The organism is Pseudomonas sp. B20 (assembly GCF_020515755.1).
Classification (GTDB): domain Bacteria; phylum Pseudomonadota; class Gammaproteobacteria; order Pseudomonadales; family Pseudomonadaceae; genus Aquipseudomonas; species Aquipseudomonas syringae.
Genome location: NZ_JAHPJG010000004.1, coordinates 125,609 through 144,977 on the forward strand (window position 1 = coordinate 125,609; position 19,369 = coordinate 144,977).

The 19,369-nt window shown below is 55.9% G+C and carries 19 protein-coding genes and 1 pseudogene; 5 read left to right on the forward strand and 15 right to left on the reverse strand.

Going from position 1 to position 19,369, the window contains the following annotated elements:
• Positions 1–40 precede the first annotated feature (40 nt).
• The 12 genes from aepX to LIX91_RS05700 form a co-directional block, all read right to left on the reverse strand.
• On the reverse strand, positions 41–901 hold the full coding sequence (gene aepX / locus LIX91_RS05645) for a phosphoenolpyruvate mutase (protein WP_003417406.1): 861 nt from the start codon (positions 899–901) through the stop codon (positions 41–43).
• A gap of 35 nt (positions 902–936) precedes the next feature.
• Positions 937–1,914, reverse strand: a complete 978-nt coding sequence (locus tag LIX91_RS05650; protein WP_003417404.1) for an NAD(P)-dependent oxidoreductase — start codon at positions 1,912–1,914, stop codon at positions 937–939.
• Positions 1,904–2,971, reverse strand: a complete 1,068-nt coding sequence (gene argC, locus LIX91_RS05655; RefSeq protein WP_103695616.1) for an N-acetyl-gamma-glutamyl-phosphate reductase — start codon at positions 2,969–2,971, stop codon at positions 1,904–1,906. The genes LIX91_RS05650 and argC overlap by 11 nt, the downstream gene beginning before the upstream one ends.
• The gene (locus tag LIX91_RS05660; protein WP_226488109.1) at positions 2,968–3,975 is read right to left on the reverse strand and encodes a zinc-dependent alcohol dehydrogenase; all 1,008 of its coding nucleotides are present in this window, start codon (positions 3,973–3,975) and stop codon (positions 2,968–2,970) included. Before LIX91_RS05660 ends, argC begins: the two co-directional genes overlap by 4 nt.
• A 2-nt stretch (positions 3,976–3,977) precedes the next feature.
• Positions 3,978–5,117 (reverse strand): iron-containing alcohol dehydrogenase family protein, encoded by a 1,140-nt coding sequence (locus LIX91_RS05665; protein WP_226488110.1) that lies wholly within the window; start codon positions 5,115–5,117, stop codon positions 3,978–3,980.
• A gap of 838 nt (positions 5,118–5,955) precedes the next feature.
• The gene (locus LIX91_RS05670) at positions 5,956–6,405 is read right to left on the reverse strand and encodes a helix-turn-helix domain-containing protein (RefSeq protein WP_032702950.1); all 450 of its coding nucleotides are present in this window, start codon (positions 6,403–6,405) and stop codon (positions 5,956–5,958) included.
• A 283-nt stretch (positions 6,406–6,688) separates the two neighbouring features.
• A complete protein-coding gene (locus LIX91_RS05675) occupies positions 6,689–7,312 on the reverse strand; it encodes a membrane integrity-associated transporter subunit PqiC (RefSeq protein ID WP_226488111.1) in 624 nt (207 codons plus the stop codon).
• On the reverse strand, positions 7,309–8,988 hold the full coding sequence (locus tag LIX91_RS05680; protein ID WP_100072949.1) for an intermembrane transport protein PqiB: 1,680 nt from the start codon (positions 8,986–8,988) through the stop codon (positions 7,309–7,311). The genes LIX91_RS05675 and LIX91_RS05680 overlap by 4 nt, the downstream gene beginning before the upstream one ends.
• Complete coding sequence (locus tag LIX91_RS05685) at positions 8,981–9,595, reverse strand: paraquat-inducible protein A (protein ID WP_003315385.1); 615 nt, start codon at positions 9,593–9,595, stop codon at positions 8,981–8,983. The genes LIX91_RS05680 and LIX91_RS05685 overlap by 8 nt, the downstream gene beginning before the upstream one ends.
• On the reverse strand, positions 9,592–10,221 hold the full coding sequence (locus LIX91_RS05690; RefSeq protein ID WP_003411359.1) for a paraquat-inducible protein A: 630 nt from the start codon (positions 10,219–10,221) through the stop codon (positions 9,592–9,594). Before LIX91_RS05690 ends, LIX91_RS05685 begins: the two co-directional genes overlap by 4 nt.
• Before the next feature lie 266 nt (positions 10,222–10,487).
• Positions 10,488–10,787 (reverse strand): protealysin inhibitor emfourin, encoded by a 300-nt coding sequence (locus tag LIX91_RS05695; protein WP_003342005.1) that lies wholly within the window; start codon positions 10,785–10,787, stop codon positions 10,488–10,490.
• Positions 10,788–10,817: 30 nt separating this feature from the next.
• Positions 10,818–11,888: a M4 family metallopeptidase gene (locus LIX91_RS05700; RefSeq protein ID WP_003417388.1), complete on the reverse strand. Its 1,071-nt coding sequence runs from the start codon at positions 11,886–11,888 to the stop codon at positions 10,818–10,820.
• Positions 11,889–12,156: 268 nt separating this feature from the next.
• Between LIX91_RS05700 and LIX91_RS05705 the strand changes: the two genes are divergently transcribed.
• Entirely contained in the window at positions 12,157–12,498 is a 342-nt protein-coding gene (locus LIX91_RS05705; protein WP_010409294.1) for a hypothetical protein, read from the forward strand.
• 93 nt (positions 12,499–12,591) lie between these two features.
• Here the strand turns inward: LIX91_RS05705 and LIX91_RS05710 are convergent, their stop codons facing one another.
• Positions 12,592–12,909, reverse strand: a complete 318-nt coding sequence (locus tag LIX91_RS05710) for a YqjD family protein (protein WP_003400563.1) — start codon at positions 12,907–12,909, stop codon at positions 12,592–12,594.
• A 153-nt stretch (positions 12,910–13,062) separates the two neighbouring features.
• Between LIX91_RS05710 and LIX91_RS05715 the strand changes: the two genes are divergently transcribed.
• The 3 genes from LIX91_RS05715 to LIX91_RS05725 all read left to right on the forward strand — a co-directional run bounded on the left by LIX91_RS05715 (position 13,063) and on the right by LIX91_RS05725 (position 15,457).
• Entirely contained in the window at positions 13,063–13,317 is a 255-nt protein-coding gene (locus tag LIX91_RS05715; protein ID WP_003417383.1) for a hypothetical protein, read from the forward strand.
• Between the two features lie 105 nt (positions 13,318–13,422).
• A complete protein-coding gene (locus LIX91_RS05720) occupies positions 13,423–14,784 on the forward strand; it encodes an MATE family efflux transporter (protein WP_100072951.1) in 1,362 nt (453 codons plus the stop codon).
• A gap of 22 nt (positions 14,785–14,806) precedes the next feature.
• Positions 14,807–15,457: a TetR/AcrR family transcriptional regulator gene (locus LIX91_RS05725; RefSeq protein ID WP_226488112.1), complete on the forward strand. Its 651-nt coding sequence runs from the start codon at positions 14,807–14,809 to the stop codon at positions 15,455–15,457.
• Between the two features lie 16 nt (positions 15,458–15,473).
• Here LIX91_RS05725 and LIX91_RS05730 read toward each other — a convergent pair whose 3' ends face one another.
• Both LIX91_RS05730 and LIX91_RS05735 read right to left on the reverse strand, forming a co-directional pair.
• Positions 15,474–18,215 (reverse strand): glycoside hydrolase family 3 protein, encoded by a 2,742-nt coding sequence (locus LIX91_RS05730; RefSeq protein ID WP_100072952.1) that lies wholly within the window; start codon positions 18,213–18,215, stop codon positions 15,474–15,476.
• Complete coding sequence (locus LIX91_RS05735) at positions 18,212–18,454, reverse strand: hypothetical protein (protein WP_010409284.1); 243 nt, start codon at positions 18,452–18,454, stop codon at positions 18,212–18,214. The genes LIX91_RS05730 and LIX91_RS05735 overlap by 4 nt, the downstream gene beginning before the upstream one ends.
• Positions 18,455–19,037: 583 nt before the next feature.
• Here LIX91_RS05735 and LIX91_RS25615 point away from each other — a divergent pair.
• A pseudogene (locus tag LIX91_RS25615) lies at positions 19,038–19,334 on the forward strand (hypothetical protein); the annotation flags it as partial.
• Between the last annotated feature and the right edge of the window lie 35 nt (positions 19,335–19,369).

Below are 19,369 nucleotides of genomic sequence, written 5' to 3' on the forward strand. Positions count from 1 at the left end.
CGCAAGAGTGGATAAACTGAAAGGACTGTTTGATCCGCACTCAGCGCGTGGTTTTGTTATAAAGACTTTCCAGCTCGTCCATGTATCGTTCGTTGGTCAGTGAGAACAGCTCCTCAAGCGACGACACCGTATTTTCTATATTGACCAGGGATTTTTCCTGATAAATCTTCTGCGCCGTCTCTTTCATGCTACGTATGGAACTGCGTATGAGGTGGTTTGCCCAGATCAGGTTGTTGACGCCGTGACGAACGAACTCGCTGTAATCAGTTCGGTAGTATTTGGTGGGTACCGCAAAAATGGGAGATTTGCCTGCCCAACGTGTCGCGAACTCAAAGACCTCATGCGCCTCTTTTTTCTTGGAGTGGATGAGTATCGCATCGGCGCCGGCTTCTCTGTAGGCGTGTGCTCGCTCAAGCGCTTCCTCCATCGACTTTCCGGAGATGAGCGCTTCCACGCGCGCGACGACTGTGAATGCGCTTCCCCCTGTATCTTTCGCTGCTTTTATCTTGTTACTGAACTCGTGTATGGGTGCCAGGTCTTGATGTTCACCAATAAAGGAGTTGGTTTTCGGAAAAAGCTTGTCTTCAATACACACGGCGTGGACACCAATCTGTTTAAGCTTCTTCACGAAACGAATCACATTGATGTAGTTACCGAATCCGGAGTCGCCGTCCACCAAAATGGGAATATCAACGTTATCTGACATTTGCTCCAGCACATTCAATACTTGCGACCAGGACGCCTCGTTACGGTCAGAAAGCCCCATGGAGGCGCTCATTGATAACCCTGATGCCCAGATGGCTTCGAAACCGGTTTGCTCGACAATTTTGGCACTGAGCCCATTATGGGCTTCCATGAACTGGGTTTTTTCGTTAGCCAGTAATTTCGCTTGAATACTCATGATCGACATCCTTTTTAACAGTGGTTGTTGTGCACTTAAATATGGCCGACCGCATAGGTCGCGAGATCGGCGCTCGGTGGGTAATGAGTCAGCTTTTTTTCTTCCAGATAATCGATGATCAGTTCCGCTATCTTTTTCTGCGATTCGTGAGTCATGGCGCCGATATGAGGTGTTCCGACGAAGTTATCGAGCGTGAACAGGGGGGAAGGCTGACGCTCGTTTACAAACACGTCACTGGCGGCGGCATAGAGTTGTCGACTCGCCAAGGTGTGGTAAAGGTCCTCTTCGCAGACAACGCCTCCGCGCGCCACATTGATCAGAATGGAAGAGCTTTTGAGGCGCGGCAGGTTATGGCGGGCAATCAGATTTTTGGTCTGCTCCCCGTAAGGACAGCAAACAACAACGATATCACTGGCCGAGAGAAGCGTATCAAGCTCTTCATGCAGGAAAATGGAGTGAAGCTGTAGTGCCGAAGCGCGCTCTTGCGAATAATATTGCGCCTTGCAGTGCACGCTCATTCCATAGCCTTTGGCAATGCTTGCAATGTTTTGACCAATGCTGCCAAAGCCCACCAGGCCCAGTGTCTTGTCCGATAATTCAAATCCCTGAAAAGCTTTCTTGTTCCAGAGGTTTTTCTCTATCTCCACGCTTGCTCTTTTTATATGACGGTAAAGACAATGCATGAGCCCGAAGCTCAACTCGGCCACCGACCTTGCGTTGGTACTGGGTGTGTTATAAAAGTCGATGCCTCTCTGCTGAACGGCATTGAGATCGATATTATCGGTGCCTGTACCCGCACGAACGATCGTTGATAGCCGTTTACCACGCTCCAGCAGTTCGCGGTCCACCTGAGCACCACTGCGAAGCACCAAAAGGTCAACATCCTCGATGCATTCAAGCAGCTCCTTTCTGCTAATAGGGGATTTGACAGTCACGTTATGATGGCTGTTCAGATACGCCTTCAAGTGGCTGTGAATAGGGTCGACAATGAGTACGTCAAGTTTAGAGGCCATAGCTGCTCAATCCTGTTGTTTGATCAAAGCCCATCATGATGTTCATGTTTTGAATGGCGGTTCCCGCAGCCCCTTTCACCAGGTTATCAATGACACTGACAATTCGGAGTTCTCGGGTTTCAGGAACAATGTCCACTGACAGGTGGCAGGCGTTAGAGCCTATAACCTTTGACAGCTGCGGGTAGAGGCCGTAATTTTTTTCAATGCCTTTTGATTGCTGGTGTTGACCGGTGACGAAGATAAAAGGGTTGTCTTGATAATAGGTGTGCAGATAATCCAGAATTTTCTGGCGGTCCAATGAGATACCGGGTGCCAGTTTCATCGCCTGAACCATGAATATGCCGCGGGTGAAATTACCGTGCGACGTGACCATGGAAACTTCAGCGTCCGCACCGGTGGTCGCATGAATGATATTCTTGATCTCGGCGGTATGACGATGCCCATTGAGTGAATACGCCAGCATGTTGGCAAACATGTTGTAATGTAAAAGCTCTTTCATTCCGCTATTGCCGGCGCCTGATGTGCCATTGACGGCGCTGATGAAAATGCTTCGCGTATCGACCATATTGGCTTTGATCAAAGGCACGAGACCACAGAGCGCAGCATTGACATAGCAGCCAGGGTTGGCGACATAGCGACTGTCGCTTATCCGGTCTTTATATTCTTCCACATACCCGTAGGTAAACTGCGGTTGCAAAGCGGGTGCACCATGAGGTTTGCCGTAGATCGTTTCAAACTGTCGTGGCGCCGAAAACCGAAAATCTGCACCCAGGTCGATGATTCGCGTCCTGGTTTTGCTCAATTGCAAGGCCACGTCATGCGCCGCGCCGGACGGTAAGGAAATGAAGGCACAATCAGCCTCTACGTCGTTCAATTGATTTAACTGCAGCGTTTTTTTATTGATGCCGGTCAGGTTAGGGTGTATGGACTCCAGCGAAATATCAGGCTCACGAGAGACTGCATAGATATCTTCTACTTGTGGATGCATGTCGAGCAGGCGAATGATTTCAGCACCCGTCCAGCCAGTGGCTCCAATGACGACGGCTTTAAGTGTCATGAGATGACTCCTGGTGACGCAACGATGGTTTTTCCGATGGTGTCTGTACGCTGCATGAAATCCTTTAGCTGCGCGAAGGAAATATGTTCAACAACTACCTTGCTTAGCAACGACGCCGCCTGCTGTGAGTGTTTGATCATTTCAACGGCACTGTTCAGATCATCAAGGGTGCTAAGAAATGATCCTGCCAGCCTGATCTCCTTGCGGACAATCGTATTCATATCCAACTGACTGGGGGTGTCGAAGTAGGAAATTAGCACTAACGTTCCGCCGATGTTCAAGCGTGATAACGCCTGGTCGAAATCCAGAGCATTGCCGCCCGCAACGATAATCAGGTCTACGCTGTTCTGCGGAATATCTCCGAACTGCGCTGCGTTGAGAAAACCCAACGACTTGGCAAACGCCCCGCGAGACGGATGGGTCTCAAGCAATGTCACGTTCGAAACGTCATGTACTTCTCGGCAAACAATAGCGCTGAGCAGCCCCATGGCACCGGCACCGATGACCAGAACGTTATCAAATGCCTGAACACTCACCTTTTGCAGGGCATGTAACACGATGCTCAGCGGTTCGGCGAGCACGAAGTCATGTGGCGCCGCGTCCTCAGGGACTGCAACCAGTGAGCTTTCATGCACGTCCATATGCCGACTAAATGCACCACTACTGCCTGCGGTGTTATAGGTGATCTTCTCAATACAATGATTGGTCAATCGCTTTTGACAGTAATCGCAGCGTCCGCATGAGCCGTAGGACAGCGCAGTGACCAGTTCGCCACACTGAAAACGAGAGTTCTCACTGTTTTGAACCACCTTGCCAACCAACTCGTGTCCCAAAATCGCGGGGTATTTTTTATATGGATGAGTGCCTTGCAAGACCATGTAATCAGAGCCACAAATGGTCGCATAGTTAACTTCCAAGCGCAGAAAGTCACACGGCACGGGTTCCGATAACTCGGGAGCATAGTGCTGCTTGCCCTTTTCTGTACATATCAGAGAATAATGCATGATTAATGTCCTGTGATCTGTTGCAGAAGTTGTGTTGTCATTGCGCTGCCCAGTTGATGGACCAGTGGATCGTTCGCAGTATTCCCCGTTATTCGGGATGCCACGCTCGCCGCCGATAGGGAAGTTTCTTTTAACGTATCCTGTAACTGGTCAAGTCGCAGGTCGCGCAAGAGGTGGTTGACATAATCACTAAGCGAGTCGAACTGGTTAACCGACTGCGGCAGGCGCTGAGCAACGTTATGTTCGTCCAGGAGCGCCACCCATTTGGGATAGAACGCGGCGAGACCTGCGCCATGAGACAGCGTGTAGAGGGGGGCAAAAGCCTGCTCGAAGCGATGAGGCAGGCACGTTCCGACATGGGCTACACAGAGCCCGCCCAGTAATGCCCCATAGGCAATGTCATGGTAAAACTCATTATCAAAGTGATGTGCGGCATAACGGGCAACGCTTCTGTTGATCGTGATCAGCGCTTCATGAGCGATGCTCTCCATCAACCGGTTGCGCTTGACTGCCTGAGTGGCTTCGAAGGCATGGGTAAAACTGTCAAACACTGTTTCTCTCAGAACGTTATCAGGCAACGTCTTGCCCAGCTCAGGGTCGATCAGTGCTTCGTCCGGAAAGAGGGCATCGCCGCGCACGCCATCTTTGATACCACGTTCAACGTCATGAATGATGGCGCCTTTGGTGACTTCCGAGCCTGTGCCAAATGTCGTAGGAATGGCAATATGAAAAAGTCGGCCAGTAACCTTTTCAAAGGTACTGCCCACGACGGTGGTGATATCGACGTGTTCGTCCAGACAAATAGCGACGACCTTGGCAAAGTCGAGAACATTGCCCCCGCCGATAGAAACGATGGCGTCGTAGTTATCCTGCTTCAGGAACGCTTTGACTGTCTGGAGCTCTTCAGTCGATGCTTTGAATGAGCGATCCAGCACATAAGGTATCAGCTCGGGTTCACCTGTTTGATTGAGCAACTCGTTGATGACGGGCACGCGCTGGTGGCTGCCTTGGGTCATGATAAGCAAGGCTTTCTTTTTGTCAGCCGATGCAAGTCGCTGCCGAACCGTGCACAAGGCATTGGCCTGGAATATGATTCTTGTCGGTAAATAAAAATTTAAAAAGTGGCTGGTGTTAGTGCTCATGGGAACTCCATTTCAACGTAGCGAATGCCGCAGGTCGGTCGCTACTTTGCTAACTCGGATTCGATGCCTTGAAGGGCGAATCACAATAACCGTGCCGAATAGGCTGCTAGGTGTTTCAGCAAAAAAGTTGGCGGCTGTTCATTAATCAGGTTGAAAAAAAATTAGACGATACGGACTTCGCCTGCAACCCCTTATGTCATCAAAAATTAACATTGAAGGTGTAAGGTGTTGTTTTCAAATAAAAAATATTTCGTTTTTTTTTAGAGCCTCCACGTAAGTTAATTTTATTAATTCAAATCACATTCTCATGGTCGTGTACGCGCAGTGCTGCGCTCACTGTTTCAGTTTGCGTGGGTTGTACGACAACTACCGTGTCGCACGCTCTTATAAAAGGCGCGTATTTTACTGGTGGGAGGTGTGACGGTGTATTAGTTGTAGATTGACTGTCTTGAATAGGCGGCCGGAATCAAGGTTCATTGTCGTTCGCTTTTCTTGAACAACGAGCGGCTTATTGCCATCAATCAGAATGCGAAACAGTTGACCTGAAGCGGCGGATTCAACGCTCAAATTTTGAACAATGAAGTCATATTGCTTTTAATCTCAAGCGGCATTACAGGCTATATCTGCTCACGTCATCTGATCTTTAGATCAGGATCGTTTGTGCTGTGGGGGGCGTTGCGAGGCTGTTGGTTTTCACCGGTGGGGTATTCAAGATTGTCAGGACGGTTTAGTCAGTGCAGTCGAACGCCTTTGTCATCCGCGTCAGTCAGCTCGCAGTGCAGAGTAAAGAATGCAGTGAAACAGGCGGGGTCTGCCTTTCAAGTGGTCGACCCAATGATCATGTAAGACGTGAGGTCTTGTAGATCAAACGCACGGTGGCGAGTGTAATCTCTTCGGCCTCTTTCTTGATGCTTTCCAGTTCAATGTGTTCCTGAAAGTCCGGTCTTGAGCAGGATTCCACCAAACGGGTGAACAGGTAAAGGTTCTGGGTCACGTCGTGCAGGTTGCCGTGCAAGCGTTCGACGACGCGGTTGAGCGGTCCAAAGCTGTGGCTGTCCGACGTTATGACAGCGGGGACATTACGCGTAGCACTGAGGCCGGTGACCACATAGGCAACATCCACTCCGGCATTCGAAATGCTGGACAGATAATCTGCACGGGGAAAGCGGACGCCATTTTCGTAGTTGCCCTGGGCATTGGTTTCCACGCCACCTATCGCGCCCAGTGCACTTTGCGAAAGCTTGAGGCGCAAACGTTCCTTTTTAAGCCGTGGTCCGATCCCTGTCATCCGTTTGTCCTCGATAAACTGTGCACCGCTACAGTCAGGGTTAACAAGCGTTTCTGGCGTCGACTGATCAGACATCCCTGCAAGGGCGAGGAGTTGAGTGTTCGGTCCAATCAGGTACTAACGTACCAGACAGATGGCGGAGTGTACGTAGGAATCCGGTAGGGAGATACATTTTTGTACCGAATTGAACGCTTTGAGCAGCGGCGTCCATGCGGCTGGCACAAGGGTTTCAGGCTGAAGGGGACGAAATCGGGAGGTCTTTTGCGTAGACCTCCCGCAAGGTTTACAGGCAGTGCGAGGAGGGCTGTGCTATCCAGTTCGTGGCCGTTGCAGCGATCTTGTCTGCCAGCCGGGCAACTGCTTTCTGGTGGGCAATGATGAGATTTTCCATGCCTTCACCTGCCTGCTCGCGGATCACGCTGCTGCAGGTCAGGCTCCGCCGTTTACTGCCCGCGGTGGCGCCAGCATCGCGAAGCCCGAGTGTCCACACCACATCAATGAGGGCGTAGTTGCCGGGCATCGACTCGAAACGCCGCACGTCGGTGCGGATCGACAGCGTCGGCTGATCACTGTTTTTCGGCAAACCGGCCATGTCGCGGCTGCCGAAGCGGTGCTCCAGCTGCGGGGTCAGCGCATCGTGAAACTCGTCGCCCAGTGGTGATCCCCAGCGTTCGGTGTCCAGAATGGCCAGGCTGCCGTTACCCTGGCGAACCACCAGCGGCGGCTGGTCGACCTGTACCGGCATGATCACCGGCAGCATCTCGAACTGGAACGGCATGGGTTTGCCGGCGGCCGTGCTGGTCGCGCTCATCGGCGCGATCAGCGTGTAGTAGTGGGTCTGGGTCGATGTGCAGGCACCCAGGCCCACCGCTGCGGCAAGTACCATCAGTTTCAGGCGCAAGGTCATTGTTTTGGCTCCGGATCAATGGCTCGGGACGAGGACGGGGCGTTGAACGAACGTGGCGCTGCGTCGCCCGTGCGGCCACGAATCAGCGATTCCGGATGGCGGCTGAGGAAGTCGGTGAGGACCCGCACCGAACGCGCGGTACGTTGCACTTCATCCATGGCCTGGCCCAGTTGCTGACGCGCGGGTGAATCTTCGGCAAACGAGTCGTTGGCAGTTCCCAGGGTTTTCTCGGCCTGCTGCAAGGTGCCACGCATCTGCGGCAACACGCTGCTGTTGACCTGCTTGAGGGTTTTCTGCAATTCGCTGAGGGTGCCGTTGAGGTTGCCCGCCAACTGGTCGATCGGCAAGTTGCTGAGTTTCTCGACGAATGCCTGCAGTTGCTCCTGCAGCTTGTCGAAGCTGCCCGGCACGGTCGGAATCTCCAGCGGTCGGGCCTTGGCGTTGAACGCGACCTTTGGCGCCTTTGGATCGAACTCCATGGCGATGTACAGCTGGCCGGTCAGCAGGTTGCCGTTACGCACCTGAGCGCGAAGACCATTGGCCACGAAGGCACCCAATACCCGGGCAGACTGTTCTTCTTCATCACCCGAACCGCCGAGTTCCTTGAGCTTGGACTCGGCCGCCCCCAGGCGCTTGGGATAGATCACTGCGCCAACGATGCCGGGGAAGGTCTTGGTGGCCGGATCGTAATCCAGATCGACCGATACCACCTTGCCGATATTGACCCCGAGGAAGTCCACCGCCGCATTGACCGTCAGGCCGCGAAGCGATTGATTGAAGCGCATGCGGATGTAGCGTGGCTCGCCGTCGGGAGGTGCCATCGCCGTGGTCTGGTCATCGAATATCTTGAATTCTGCGTTCTCGTCCGCCGGCTTCGAGTCCGGGCTCCAGTTCGGCTCACGAAACGCGATCCCGCCGGAAATGATCGAGGTCAGCGACTGCGTATTGACCTTGACCCCTGACGCGCCGACGGTGATGTCGACACCGCTGGCGTTCCAGAAGCGTGTGTCAGTGGTGATGTACTGATCGTTCGGAGCATTGATGAAAATCTGGATGTCGACGCCGCGGCCGTCCTTGGAAAGATCGTAAGCCACCACCTGACCGACCTGAATGCGTCGGAAGTAGATCGGTGAACCGATGTCCAGTGAGCCCAGATCGTCGGTGTGCAGGGTGAAGCGCTTGCCTTTTTCACCGAAGGTCACCGGCGGCGGCGTTTCCAGGCCGGTGAAGCTGCTCTTGGTTTCCTCGGCGCTGCCGGCGTCGGCGCCGATGAAGGCACCCGAAAGCAGCGTGTCTACACCCGAAACCCCATGTGCGCCGATGCGCGGGCGCACGACCCAGAACTGGCTGTCGACCCGTGTGAACGGAGCAGCGCTGGTGTTCAGCTCGATGGTGGCCAGCACATGCGTGCGGTCGTCACTGAGGCTGATATCCGTGACCATGCCGATGACCACGTTCTTGTATTTGACCTGGGTCTTGTTGGCTTCCAGACCTTCGGCTGTCAGAAAGCTGACAGTGATTCTGGGACCGATGTTCATCCAGTCATGCAAGGCCATGGATATGCCAATGATCGCGGCAACGATCGGCACCAGCCAGATCAGCGAGACACGCAGGCGACGACGTTTGACTTCAGGGCGTGGCACTGAAGCTGGCGGGGGGAGGGTACTGTCAGACATCTTCAACCTCTGCGTCCCAGATAAGCCGGGGATCGAAACTCATGGCGGCGAACATCGTCATCACCACTACCAAGCCAAAAAACAGAATACCGATTCGCGGCTCGATAGTGCTGAGCTCGCGAAACTGAACAAGAGACGCCACAAGGGCTACAACCAGCACATCGAGCATCGACCAGTAGCCGATCAGTTCAATGAAGCGGTACAGGCGCGCGCGCTCACGCATCGCCCAGGTGCTACGCCGCTGGCAGGTGATCAGCAGCATGCCCAGCACCAGAAACTTGATGCATGGGACCAGAACACTGGCGACGAAAATCAGAATGGCGATGTCCCACGAGCCGCTTTCGAAGAACTCGATGACGCCGCTCATGATGGTGCTTTCGCTGCGGTTGCCCAGCAGGTTGGTGTACATCACCGGCAGCACGTTGGCCGGGATATAGAAAATCAGGGCGGCAATCAGATAGGCCCAGGTACGGCTGATGCTGTTGGGTTTGCGTTTGTGCACCGGCGAATCACAGCGCGGACACCGCGTAGCGTCCTCCTGGCAGGCATAACCGCAGGTGTGGCACAGGCACAGCTTGTGTTCATGGGCGAAGGGGATGCCGTTCATTGCGGCTGCACTCCCAGTTCGTCCCACAACCGGCGGATATCCTTGTTGGCGATCAGCAGGATTAGCACCATGAGCATTGCCATGGCCCAGAGCCCGACGCCGGGGTGTACGTCGAGCATCCCGGACAGTTTGATGATCGCCACCAGAATGCCGAGCATACACACTTCGAGCATGCTCCATGGGCGCAAGTGCTCCAGCGCGCGCATGCAGGTTCTGAAGCCGGGCGCCACGATGCCCTTGTGCGCGTGTACCAGCACCCAGAACAGCAGAACGATCTGCAAGAGGGGCGCAAAAATGATCGAAAGACCGGCCACCAGTGCAATGATCGTGATCCGCCCTTGAGCAAGGGCTTCAACTGATTGCCAGAGCGTCACTTCGTTGGAGAGGCCCTTCATATTGATGCTGATGACCGGGAACAGATTGGCGAATACGAACAGCATCGCTGCAGCGATGGTCAATGCCAGTAGCTGTTCTATGGTCACCCGATGGCCGCGACCGAGCAGTGCTTCGCAGCGAAGGCAGAATGCCGCCTCGCCGGGCTGCAGAGGATGGGCTTCGTAGAGCGAGTCGCAGTGCTCGCAGATGATCAGTCCGGAAGAGTGTTCGATAGAATGCACAGTGCTCATCGACGCCATTGATGCGGAGGTAAGGAGGTAAGAACGCGCAGCACGAAAAGATACCTCGTTAATGGCAGTGTGAAGCGTTTTTTTTTGTACGGTCAGCGCTAGCGGACTGGTACAAAGCATTGACCGCCAGGGTGTCGGGTGGTTCACATGTCACTGCGCCATTATTCCATGCGCGGAGAATGGTGGCGAACGCGGCAGCAGCGATGCCTTCTATCTGTCGACGAAAGGGCATCGTTGCGGCCAGAGTCCTTTGGCAAAGGCCTGTCTCAGAGCTTGCCGGGTTTGACGCGTTGCTTGAGAAAGCCGAGCAACTGACGGGCAGACGCAGGCACGTTGTGTTCGTCGAACGTCAGGCAGATTGCCTTGGCGTCATCCTCGATGGTGATTTCGTACTGATTCAGGTCCCGCGCTTCATCGTTGAAGGCACTGCTGGACTGATTCAGGCCGCTGTCGCTCACCAGCCTCTGCAATTGCTCGGCTTCGGGCTGCTCAAGGGTGGCTGTATCGACTTCACAGCGTTTGACTGCACCTGCAAAACCGCCGGATTGCACTAGACAGACCTTCATTTCAAGCACCTTTTGGTGGTTATGCTTTGGCTATACCTTGAGACCGACCTCTTTCCAGGCCGCCTGCACGGCTTTCTTGGCTTTGGGGCCAAAACGTGGGTCCGAGGCTACTTTTATGCTGGCCTTGGCACAATCAATGAATTGACTGTCCGAGGCCAGCTCCAGCATCGTTTCATACCAGATTCTGCCCGCCACTTCCCAGGCATTTCCGCCCAGCGCCTTGGCCACCAGCACGAATGCCCGGTTCGGAATGCCGGAGTTGATGTGCACGCCGCCGCGATCCTTGGCACCGGTATACAGGTCGGCCATCGTCGCCGGTTGCGGATCATCACCCAGATCCGGATCGTTGGAATACGCGGTGCCGGGTTTTTCCATATCGCGAATGCCTCGTCGCGTCGGCGCGGGCACCAGTAACTCCTTGCCCACCACCCAATCCGACTCGGCAGCGCTGGTGCCTTGTTTCCACTGGCGCACCAGCATGCCGAATACGTCGGCAAAGTGCTCGTTCAAGGCCCCGGATTGCCCGCGGTAGTCCAGGTTCGAGGTGAAGCTCTGCACGCCGTGGGTCAGTTCATGACCAATCACTTCAAGGCTCCCGGTAAAGCGCTTGAAGACCAGGTCATCACCATCGCCGTAAGCCATCTGGCTGCCATTCCAATAGGCATTGCTCAGCGGTACATGCTCGCCGTTGAAATCCACTTCGGCGACGTGCACGGTCGAGACCAGCGACATGCCACTGTCGTCCAGCGAGTTGCGTTCGAACAGTTGCGCATAGAAGTCATAGACGTCGCCTGAGCCATCGTAGGCTTCATCGGTTGCCTTGTCGCCCGTCGCTGCCTGGCCTTCCTTGCGCACTACGGCGCCGGGGAGATCGTCAGTGCCCTTGGCATCATGAATAACACGGTGCTTTCGTCCGTCAGGCGATTTGATCGCGTGCATGGATGGCATGGTGCGCGCAGAGAGGCGGGAAGCGAGAAACGCCGAGCTGCTCGTCAGGTTGGCAATGGCCCGGGCGCTGACCAGATTCTTGGGGGACTGCGCCATACGTTCGAGCATGTAAGGCGGAATGAAGCAATGCAGGGGATTTCGGTCGTCGCACATGATGAACTCCTGTACTAATGCATCGATGGCGGCAAGCCACCGATCAACATGGTCGCAGTCGTTTGACACCCTCGTGTCGCGTTTATATGCAACGAAATATCTGATTACATGATCGGCGATGGTGGCCGAAACTGACTGATGGGGCGATAGCCCCGTATTGCGGGTACTTCACGTCATTCCAGCGGCCATGCGACACCTCGACACAGGCGATCAACGGGCCGCGCGGCAATGTTAGACTCGCGCCACTTCAGACGAGGAGCAGACCTACGTGCGCAAGACGGTAATGATGATAGCGGTACTGGCTCTGGCCGGATGCGATGGAGGCGGGCCCGCCAGGGATAAAGTCCAGGGGACGGCAGCGACTGCTCCGGTCTCTACGCCGCAGTGGTTCATTCAGATGAACTCGCGGGAGGCGGTCAGCGATTCCAGCGCCTGGTTGCTCGAGCGCAGTTATGCCCCGATCATCGTGGACGTGGACGGGAAACAGCAGGTATTGATAGGGCCTTATGAAAGCCAGGCCAAGGCTGAGGAAGAGCGCGTGACGTTACAGGCGAAGGTGACCAAGTCGCACCGTTTTGCCGAGCCGTCGGTGGTACAGCACACCCGCTAAGGGCGTTCGCCAGGTTTACATCTGCCTCATCACACTTCACTGCATCAGCACCGCGGGCCAGCAACCTGGCCCGCGATGCCGTTCATCAGTCGATCAACGACGGCCCAGCAGCAGGCCAACTACCAGGCCAAAGCCCGCAGAAATAGCCACGGTCTGCCATGGATGACCACCGATGTAGGTTTCGGTCGCTTCGACAACCGGCTTGGTGCGGTCGCGAACGCTGGCCATCGAATCCAGTGCCTGCTTGAGTTTGACGCTCAACTGCGCACGCAATGTCTCTGCTTCTTCGCCCACCAGTGCAGCACTTTCCTTGAGCAGTTTGTCGGATTCTTCGATCAGTGCCTGCAGGTCACTGAATGCCTGATCCTTGATTTGATCGGCAGCTTGTTGAGCAGGGGTCTTACGAGCCATGGGTGTATTCCTTTCAAGTGGTGGCAACAGTGTTCAATGGAGTCTCGCGCATCCTGAAAAGTTGCAATTGCTTGAATGACCCGACGCAAGACTCTGCAAGCAATGCCCCTTACGGGTGTAAGATGCAGCCGTTTTTAGCCGTAGGTGACTGTGATGAGTTTCAATCTGGCCAATCGGCCGCTCCCTGAGCGTACCGCTCTCGAAGACGAAAAATCCCGTCTGTTCGAACTGTGGCAGAGCAATCTGGGCAAGGCCAAGGGCGAGGCAGCACGCCTGATGGGCGAGCGTGCCAAGCGCAAGGGCAAGTGGTCTGAGTGGGTTCGTTCCGAGCTGGATACCATGAGTCCGCCGGAATACGCCAACATGGTCCGCAGTGAAGTGAATCGTCTGGTGGCAGCGAGCAGGTAGCAGCACAGCCCGACAGCGACCCGACACTCCGGCGCTGATCGCTCTTGACGCTTCGGTGTTAGGGTGTCTTGCCTTTCTGACCCGTCAGGCCTTTTGAGAACGTTGATGGCCCAAGCCAGTGCAAGATTCACCCAGGGCAGCGTAGCGCGCCATATCGTCGTCACCGCCAGTGCCAGCGCCTTGAGCCTGTTCGCCGTCTTTCTGGTCGACATTCTCACGCTGGTCTACGTATCGATGCTGCATGACCCCGTGCTTCTGGCGGCTGTCGGCATTGCCAAGGTCCTGATGTTTTTCAACGGCGCGCTGGCAACCGGCCTGATCATCGCCGGAGCCTCGGTACTTTCCGCGCGCATCGGCCATCGGGCGGCCAGATCAATACCCAGGCTCACCGGCAGCCTGATGCTCATGGTGATCACGGTCAGCGGTCTGGCCGCCGCCGCGCAGTTGACGTTCATCGTGCCGATCATGCGATGGCTGGGTGCCGAGGCGGCCACTTACGAGGCGGCGCGCAGTTTTATCTGGCTGACCCTGCCTTTTACCGCGTTGCAGGCGGTCATGCAGATGTCGGCGCAGATGCTCAGAACCATTGGTGACAACCGCCGGGCGATGGGCGTCGTGCTGTCCGCTGCCGCCACGCTGGCAGTGGCGGACCCGTTTTTCATCTTCGGGCTCGGCCTGGGGCTCGACGGTGCGGGGATCGCGTTTGCCGTATCCGCAGCAGTTTCCGCGTCCATCGGGCTGTATTGGGTGCGCAGCCGAATAGGACTGGTGTTCACCCGCCATCTGAAACTGTTGCGTCTGCATGCGCGGCATACTTTCAGGCTGGCGCTCCCGGCGATGGCGGCAAATCTGGCGACGCCGGTCGGTTTGGCTTATCTTGTCGCGTCGCTATCGGCATTTGGCACTTCCGCTCTGGCCGCGATGACGGTGCTGGATCGGGTCATACAGTTTTCGTACTGCGCTTTTTTTGCCCTGCCTGGCGCGCTTGCCCCGGTGCTGGGTCAGAACATTGGTGCGAGCCGCGATGATCGCGTGCGTTCTGCGGTCATTTTTACCCGGCGGCTGGTGGTCTGCTATGGGCTGGCGGTGTGGCTGGTGCTGCTGCTCTGCGGTGGCATGATTGCCGACCTCTACCAATTGGGGGACGAAGCACGCGCCGTGTTCATGGCCTTTTGCCTGTGGGGCGGCGGTCTCTGGGTTCTGATTGGTCTGGATTTCGTCGCCATCGCGGTATTCCTGACCATGAACAGGTCGTGGTGGGTCGCGGTGTTTGCCTGGCTCAGGGCAACGGCGGGTACAGTGCCGTTCGTCTTCGCCGGGACCCACTGGTTCGGCAGCAGCGGTGCCTTGCCCGGCATGTTTACCGGCAATGCGCTTATCGCGCTGATCTCCATCACCACGGCGTCGCTGACGGCGAAACGGTTTTTTACCAGCAGGGCCCCGGTCATGAGCGTCGGGGTACATTGAATCAAGGTGTTATCAGGTTTTTATGGTCATCGAAGAATCAGGGAATGAATCCGCAGAAACGGCCTCACCCAAGCGTCGCCGCGCGCCCAAGGGAGACATGCGCAGAAAGGCCTTGCTGGACGCCGCGACCGTTGTTTTTGCCAGAGACGGCTATTCGAGCGCGTCGATGCGCGAGGTCGCACTGCTTGCCGGTATCACCACGGTGGGGTTGCTGCACCATTTCCCCAACAAGGAAGCACTGCTCGCCGCCTTGCTGGAACGCAGGGACCAGCGGGTCACCTCGCGCTTTCAGGATCTGGTCACCGAGCCGACGCTTGAAGGGTTTCTGAAGTTTCTCAAGCTGAGCATGAGTTTCAGTATCGAGAATGCCGAGGAATGTCAGGCCGCACTGCTGATGAATACCGAGAGCCTGTCGAAGGCGCACCCGGCGTGGGCCTGGCACCTTGAGCGATTCCAACTTACCCACGAACACGCACGCGGGCATTTGCAGGCGTTGATAGAGGCGGGGGAAGTGCGCGGCGATATCAATGTCAAAGCCCTGGCCCAGGAGATCTTCTCGGTCATGGACGGCTTGCAGATTCAGTGGCTGCGAAGCCCTCAGGACGTGGATGTCATGGCGGTTTTCGATATCTACGTGCAGCGATTGGGAAGGGATATCAAGGCTCATCCATGAGCCTTGACGGGGTGCATCAGTAGGTCTGTGCTGCGCTGACCTGGACTGCCTTGCGCAGTGGCAATGGCAGCGGGTTGCTGTCACGCGTGGTCAGTTTTTCCGGGTACAGGGTGATCAGCGTCCTGTTGAGCGTGAGGTTCTCCGAATCCGCACCGACGAGGATCTTGAATTTCCCGGCATCGACGTCCCAGCTTGCCGTCTTGTCGACGTAGTAAGCCAGCGAGCGTGAGTCTATCGGTACACTGACGGTCTTGCTCTCGCCCGGCTGCAGGTACACCTTGGTGAAGCCCTTGAGCTCTTTCTCCGGACGGTCCACAGCAGGTTTGACCGGCTGCACATACAGCTGCGCCACCTCGAAGCCTGCCTTGTCACCGGTATTGGTCACCGTGAATTTCACGTCGATCGTCGAGCCTGGGGTCAGCACGTTGGTCGACAGCTTCAGGTCGCTGTAGCTGAACGTGGTGTAAGACAGGCCATAGCCGAATGGATAAAGCGGCTTGGCGTGTTTCTTGTCATAGCCGCGATAACCCATGTACAGGCCTTCGCTGTAGGTCATTTCGGTCAGCGGGTTGCTGCCGCGGTAGGCCGCCGGGTCCGGATAAGAGGCATAGCTCGGGTTATCCTCGATGTTCTTGTCGATCGTGACCGGCAACTTGCCCGACGGGTTGACCTTGCCGTAGAGAATCTCGGCCAGTGCCTGACCGCCTTGCTGGCCCGGGAACCAGGCTTGCAGTGCAGCGCCGACCTTGTTCGCCCATGGCTGCATGTTGGCCACGCCACCGCCGTGCATGACCACGATGGTATTAGGGTTGGCCTTGGCGACGAAGCTGATCAGTTCAGCCTGTTGGTCTGGCAGATCGAAGCCGTGGTCGGAACCTTCGCCTTCGTTTTCAGACGTGGTGCCGGCCGCAACCACCACCGCATCGTATTTCGACAGGTCCTTCGGCGGACGCAACGCAGCCCAGCTCATCTGTACGCCGGTCAGGCCGCCCAGTGCCGGAATGAAATTGCCCTGTACGCGCTGGTATTCCAGTTTCACGGTATAGGTCTTGCCGGCCGACAATGCCGCAGTTTTACCCGACGTTGTCAGCGCATTCACCACGTCGCCCGAGTAAGGCACGCCGTCGCTCTGCACGATGAGCTCATCGTTGACCCAGAGTTTGTAGGGGCCGTCCGCACGCACCTTGAACGCCTGAGCACCCGAGATGGTGGGCTTGATGGTGGTGGTGAAACGTGCCGAGAAGGCGCCGGCTGTCGGGCTGAAGCCAGATACCGCAGTGCTGCCTGCGTTGGTTACGTTGCTGCCGGTGGTCCAGTTCAGGTTCACGCCGGGTTCCACACGTGTCAGCACCGGGTCACCGGAAAAGCTGGTGTTGGAGAAGTATTCGGCTTTTACCCCGGCGTTGCTGATCCCGTTGTCGCCGGTTGCTGGCTGATACCACACCGAGCTCGCCGGATTCAGGCTCATCTCTGACAAATACGTGACATCGCTGCTGCTGGATGCCAGTTGCTGCAAACCGCTCAGCTCGGTCACGTAGCTGTTGGGCGGTGAATTGGCCGTGCCGAAAGGCGATGCCGGTACGTCGTGCGCCCAGTTACCGATCACGGCGATTTTCGCTGAGCGCTCCAGCGGCAGCAGCGGTTTGCCGGCAGCGGTGTTCTCGTTGCGCAGCAGGACGATGGATTCGCGCGCGGTATTCAGCGCAGCACGCATGCCGTATTCCGGATGCTCAAGGGTCTTGGCAGTGTTGAGGTTGTTCTGCAGGTCGTAGCTGACGATGCCACGCAGGTTGCGTTTGACCTTGTCGTCGATCACGTTCTGGGTCAGCTGCCCGCTCCACAGGTAGGGCAGGAGATTGGCTTCGGTAAACTGCAGGCCGGAGGGCATGTCGATGTCCGTACCGGCCCACGCGCCCTTGAAGGCATCATGAATGGCGTTGAAGTCACTGATGACCATGCCCTGATAGCCCCATTCGCCCTTGAGCACTTCGGTGATCAGGTGATGGTTTTCGCAGGCGTAGTCGCCGTTGACTTTGTTGAAGCCGCACATGATCGAAGCGACATTGGCGTTCTTCACCATCGACTCGAAGCCTGGCAGGTACAGCTCGCGCAGGGTGCGCTCATCGACCTTGACGTCGATTGCCTGACGATTGGCTTCCTGTTCGTTGGCCAGGTAGTGCTTGCCGCTGGCCTGGATACCCTGAGCCTGGATGCCGTTGACGATAGCGGGTGCCAGCACGGCGCCGAGGAACGGGTCTTCACCGCTGACGTATTCTGCCGAGCGGCCGTTGTAGGGTGTCCGGTACAGGTTCGCGCCTGGCGAGAGCATCTGCTGACCGCCGGAAATGCGCGTTTCATAAGCGATGGCCAGGCCGAATTCCTTGGCCCGGTTGATGCTCCAGGTCGCTGCCAGCGCAGACTGCGACGGGTATTGAGCGCCGAATGTGGCGTTGTTGACGTGCACGCCCATGGACGAGTCATACGCCACGGTGCCCTTGATGCCCCACTTGAGCAGGGACGGGATCATGTGACCGTCGTTGACGCGGGTGAAGTTGATCTTTTCCGACTGGCTCATGTTGTCGAGAATCGAGCTGACGCGCGCCTCGACTTCGTTGCCGGTCGCCGGGGTCACGGCGGCGAGTGCCAGGTTGGCCTGCATGACGCTGAACGTCAGCAGACTCAGGCCCAGCGTCTGTTTGAAGGCTGACAAGGCAAGTGTCCTTCCGGTCGATGTGATCGGTTGATTGAGGTTGTTCATGGTCGTTGTGCCTGGGCAGGGGCGTCGTCGGTGTCCACCGGCGCGTCGAGCAGGGACGACGAACTCTGCTGTTGGGCCGGGTTGATCTTGTCGGCGCCTGACAACTGGTCGCGCTTGGCTTCCACCTGCGTCCGGATCTGTTGATCGGACCCGGTGGCAGGTGTGCTGGAAGTTGAGTCCGCGGCGAAAGTTAAGGCACTTTGCGCGCACAGAAGTACTGCACTGAAAACAGACAGCATTGATCTAGTCATCGATTGAATCTCGATTGATGGTTTGCAGGATAAAAACGGACGGCTGTTGTGATGGCACAGGGCTCGGCTGAACACTCAGTCCAGCGCGACAGTAAACAGTTCACAGGTCGCTAAAGTATGAGTAATGGAGATTTTAATAAATGATGCCACCTGGCCATCATCTGATTTTGTCAGATGAGGTCGAAGGATTTAGACAGTATTTAAAGAATAAAATCGGTAAGTTTGCCGTACTGCAGCCATTAAAAACCAAAAAAATCCACTATTTTAGTTTTTTATTGTTTTTTAATAAACCTAATTGTCGTTAGGTTTAGCGGGCTGGTAAGCTTTGCATTCTCGTGGTTCCTGCGCGTTTCAAAGGCCGGCTCCATAAGAGTAAGTATCGGGGTGTAAGCGTGAATTAATGAACGCTTAAAGAAATTTCCAGGCACTTGAAGTGCACATTAGTCAACGACGTCTTTAATTTTTATTCCATTGAAACTGGACGTGAAAGTGTGCATTACCGATCGACCATTGCCGTGTGCAGAGGGTGCAAGGGTGATAGGAATAATCAGCCGGCGGCGCGTCAGTTTTTATTACGTTAAAGGCAATAGTGGTGAGTGAGGGAAAACAGCGGTTAGACCTCGCGGTGTTGAGCATCGTCGGTCGCCTGTGCTTCAGCAAACCGCAAAAACTGACCTTCGGCCAGATCTACAGGGAGCTGGTGCGCGCGTATTCAAGCGCCCCGGCGATTCACGTGTGTGTCGCAACGGTCGACACGCTGGTCAGGGAAGGGCTGTTGATCTCGACAAGAATTCTGGAGCCCGATCAGTCATTTCCCTACACCCAGCACATCATCAGCGGTCTGACCGAGATCGGCGCAGCCTCGCTGAGAGGCTGCGAAGATGTGTTGACCGAGCCGCGCGG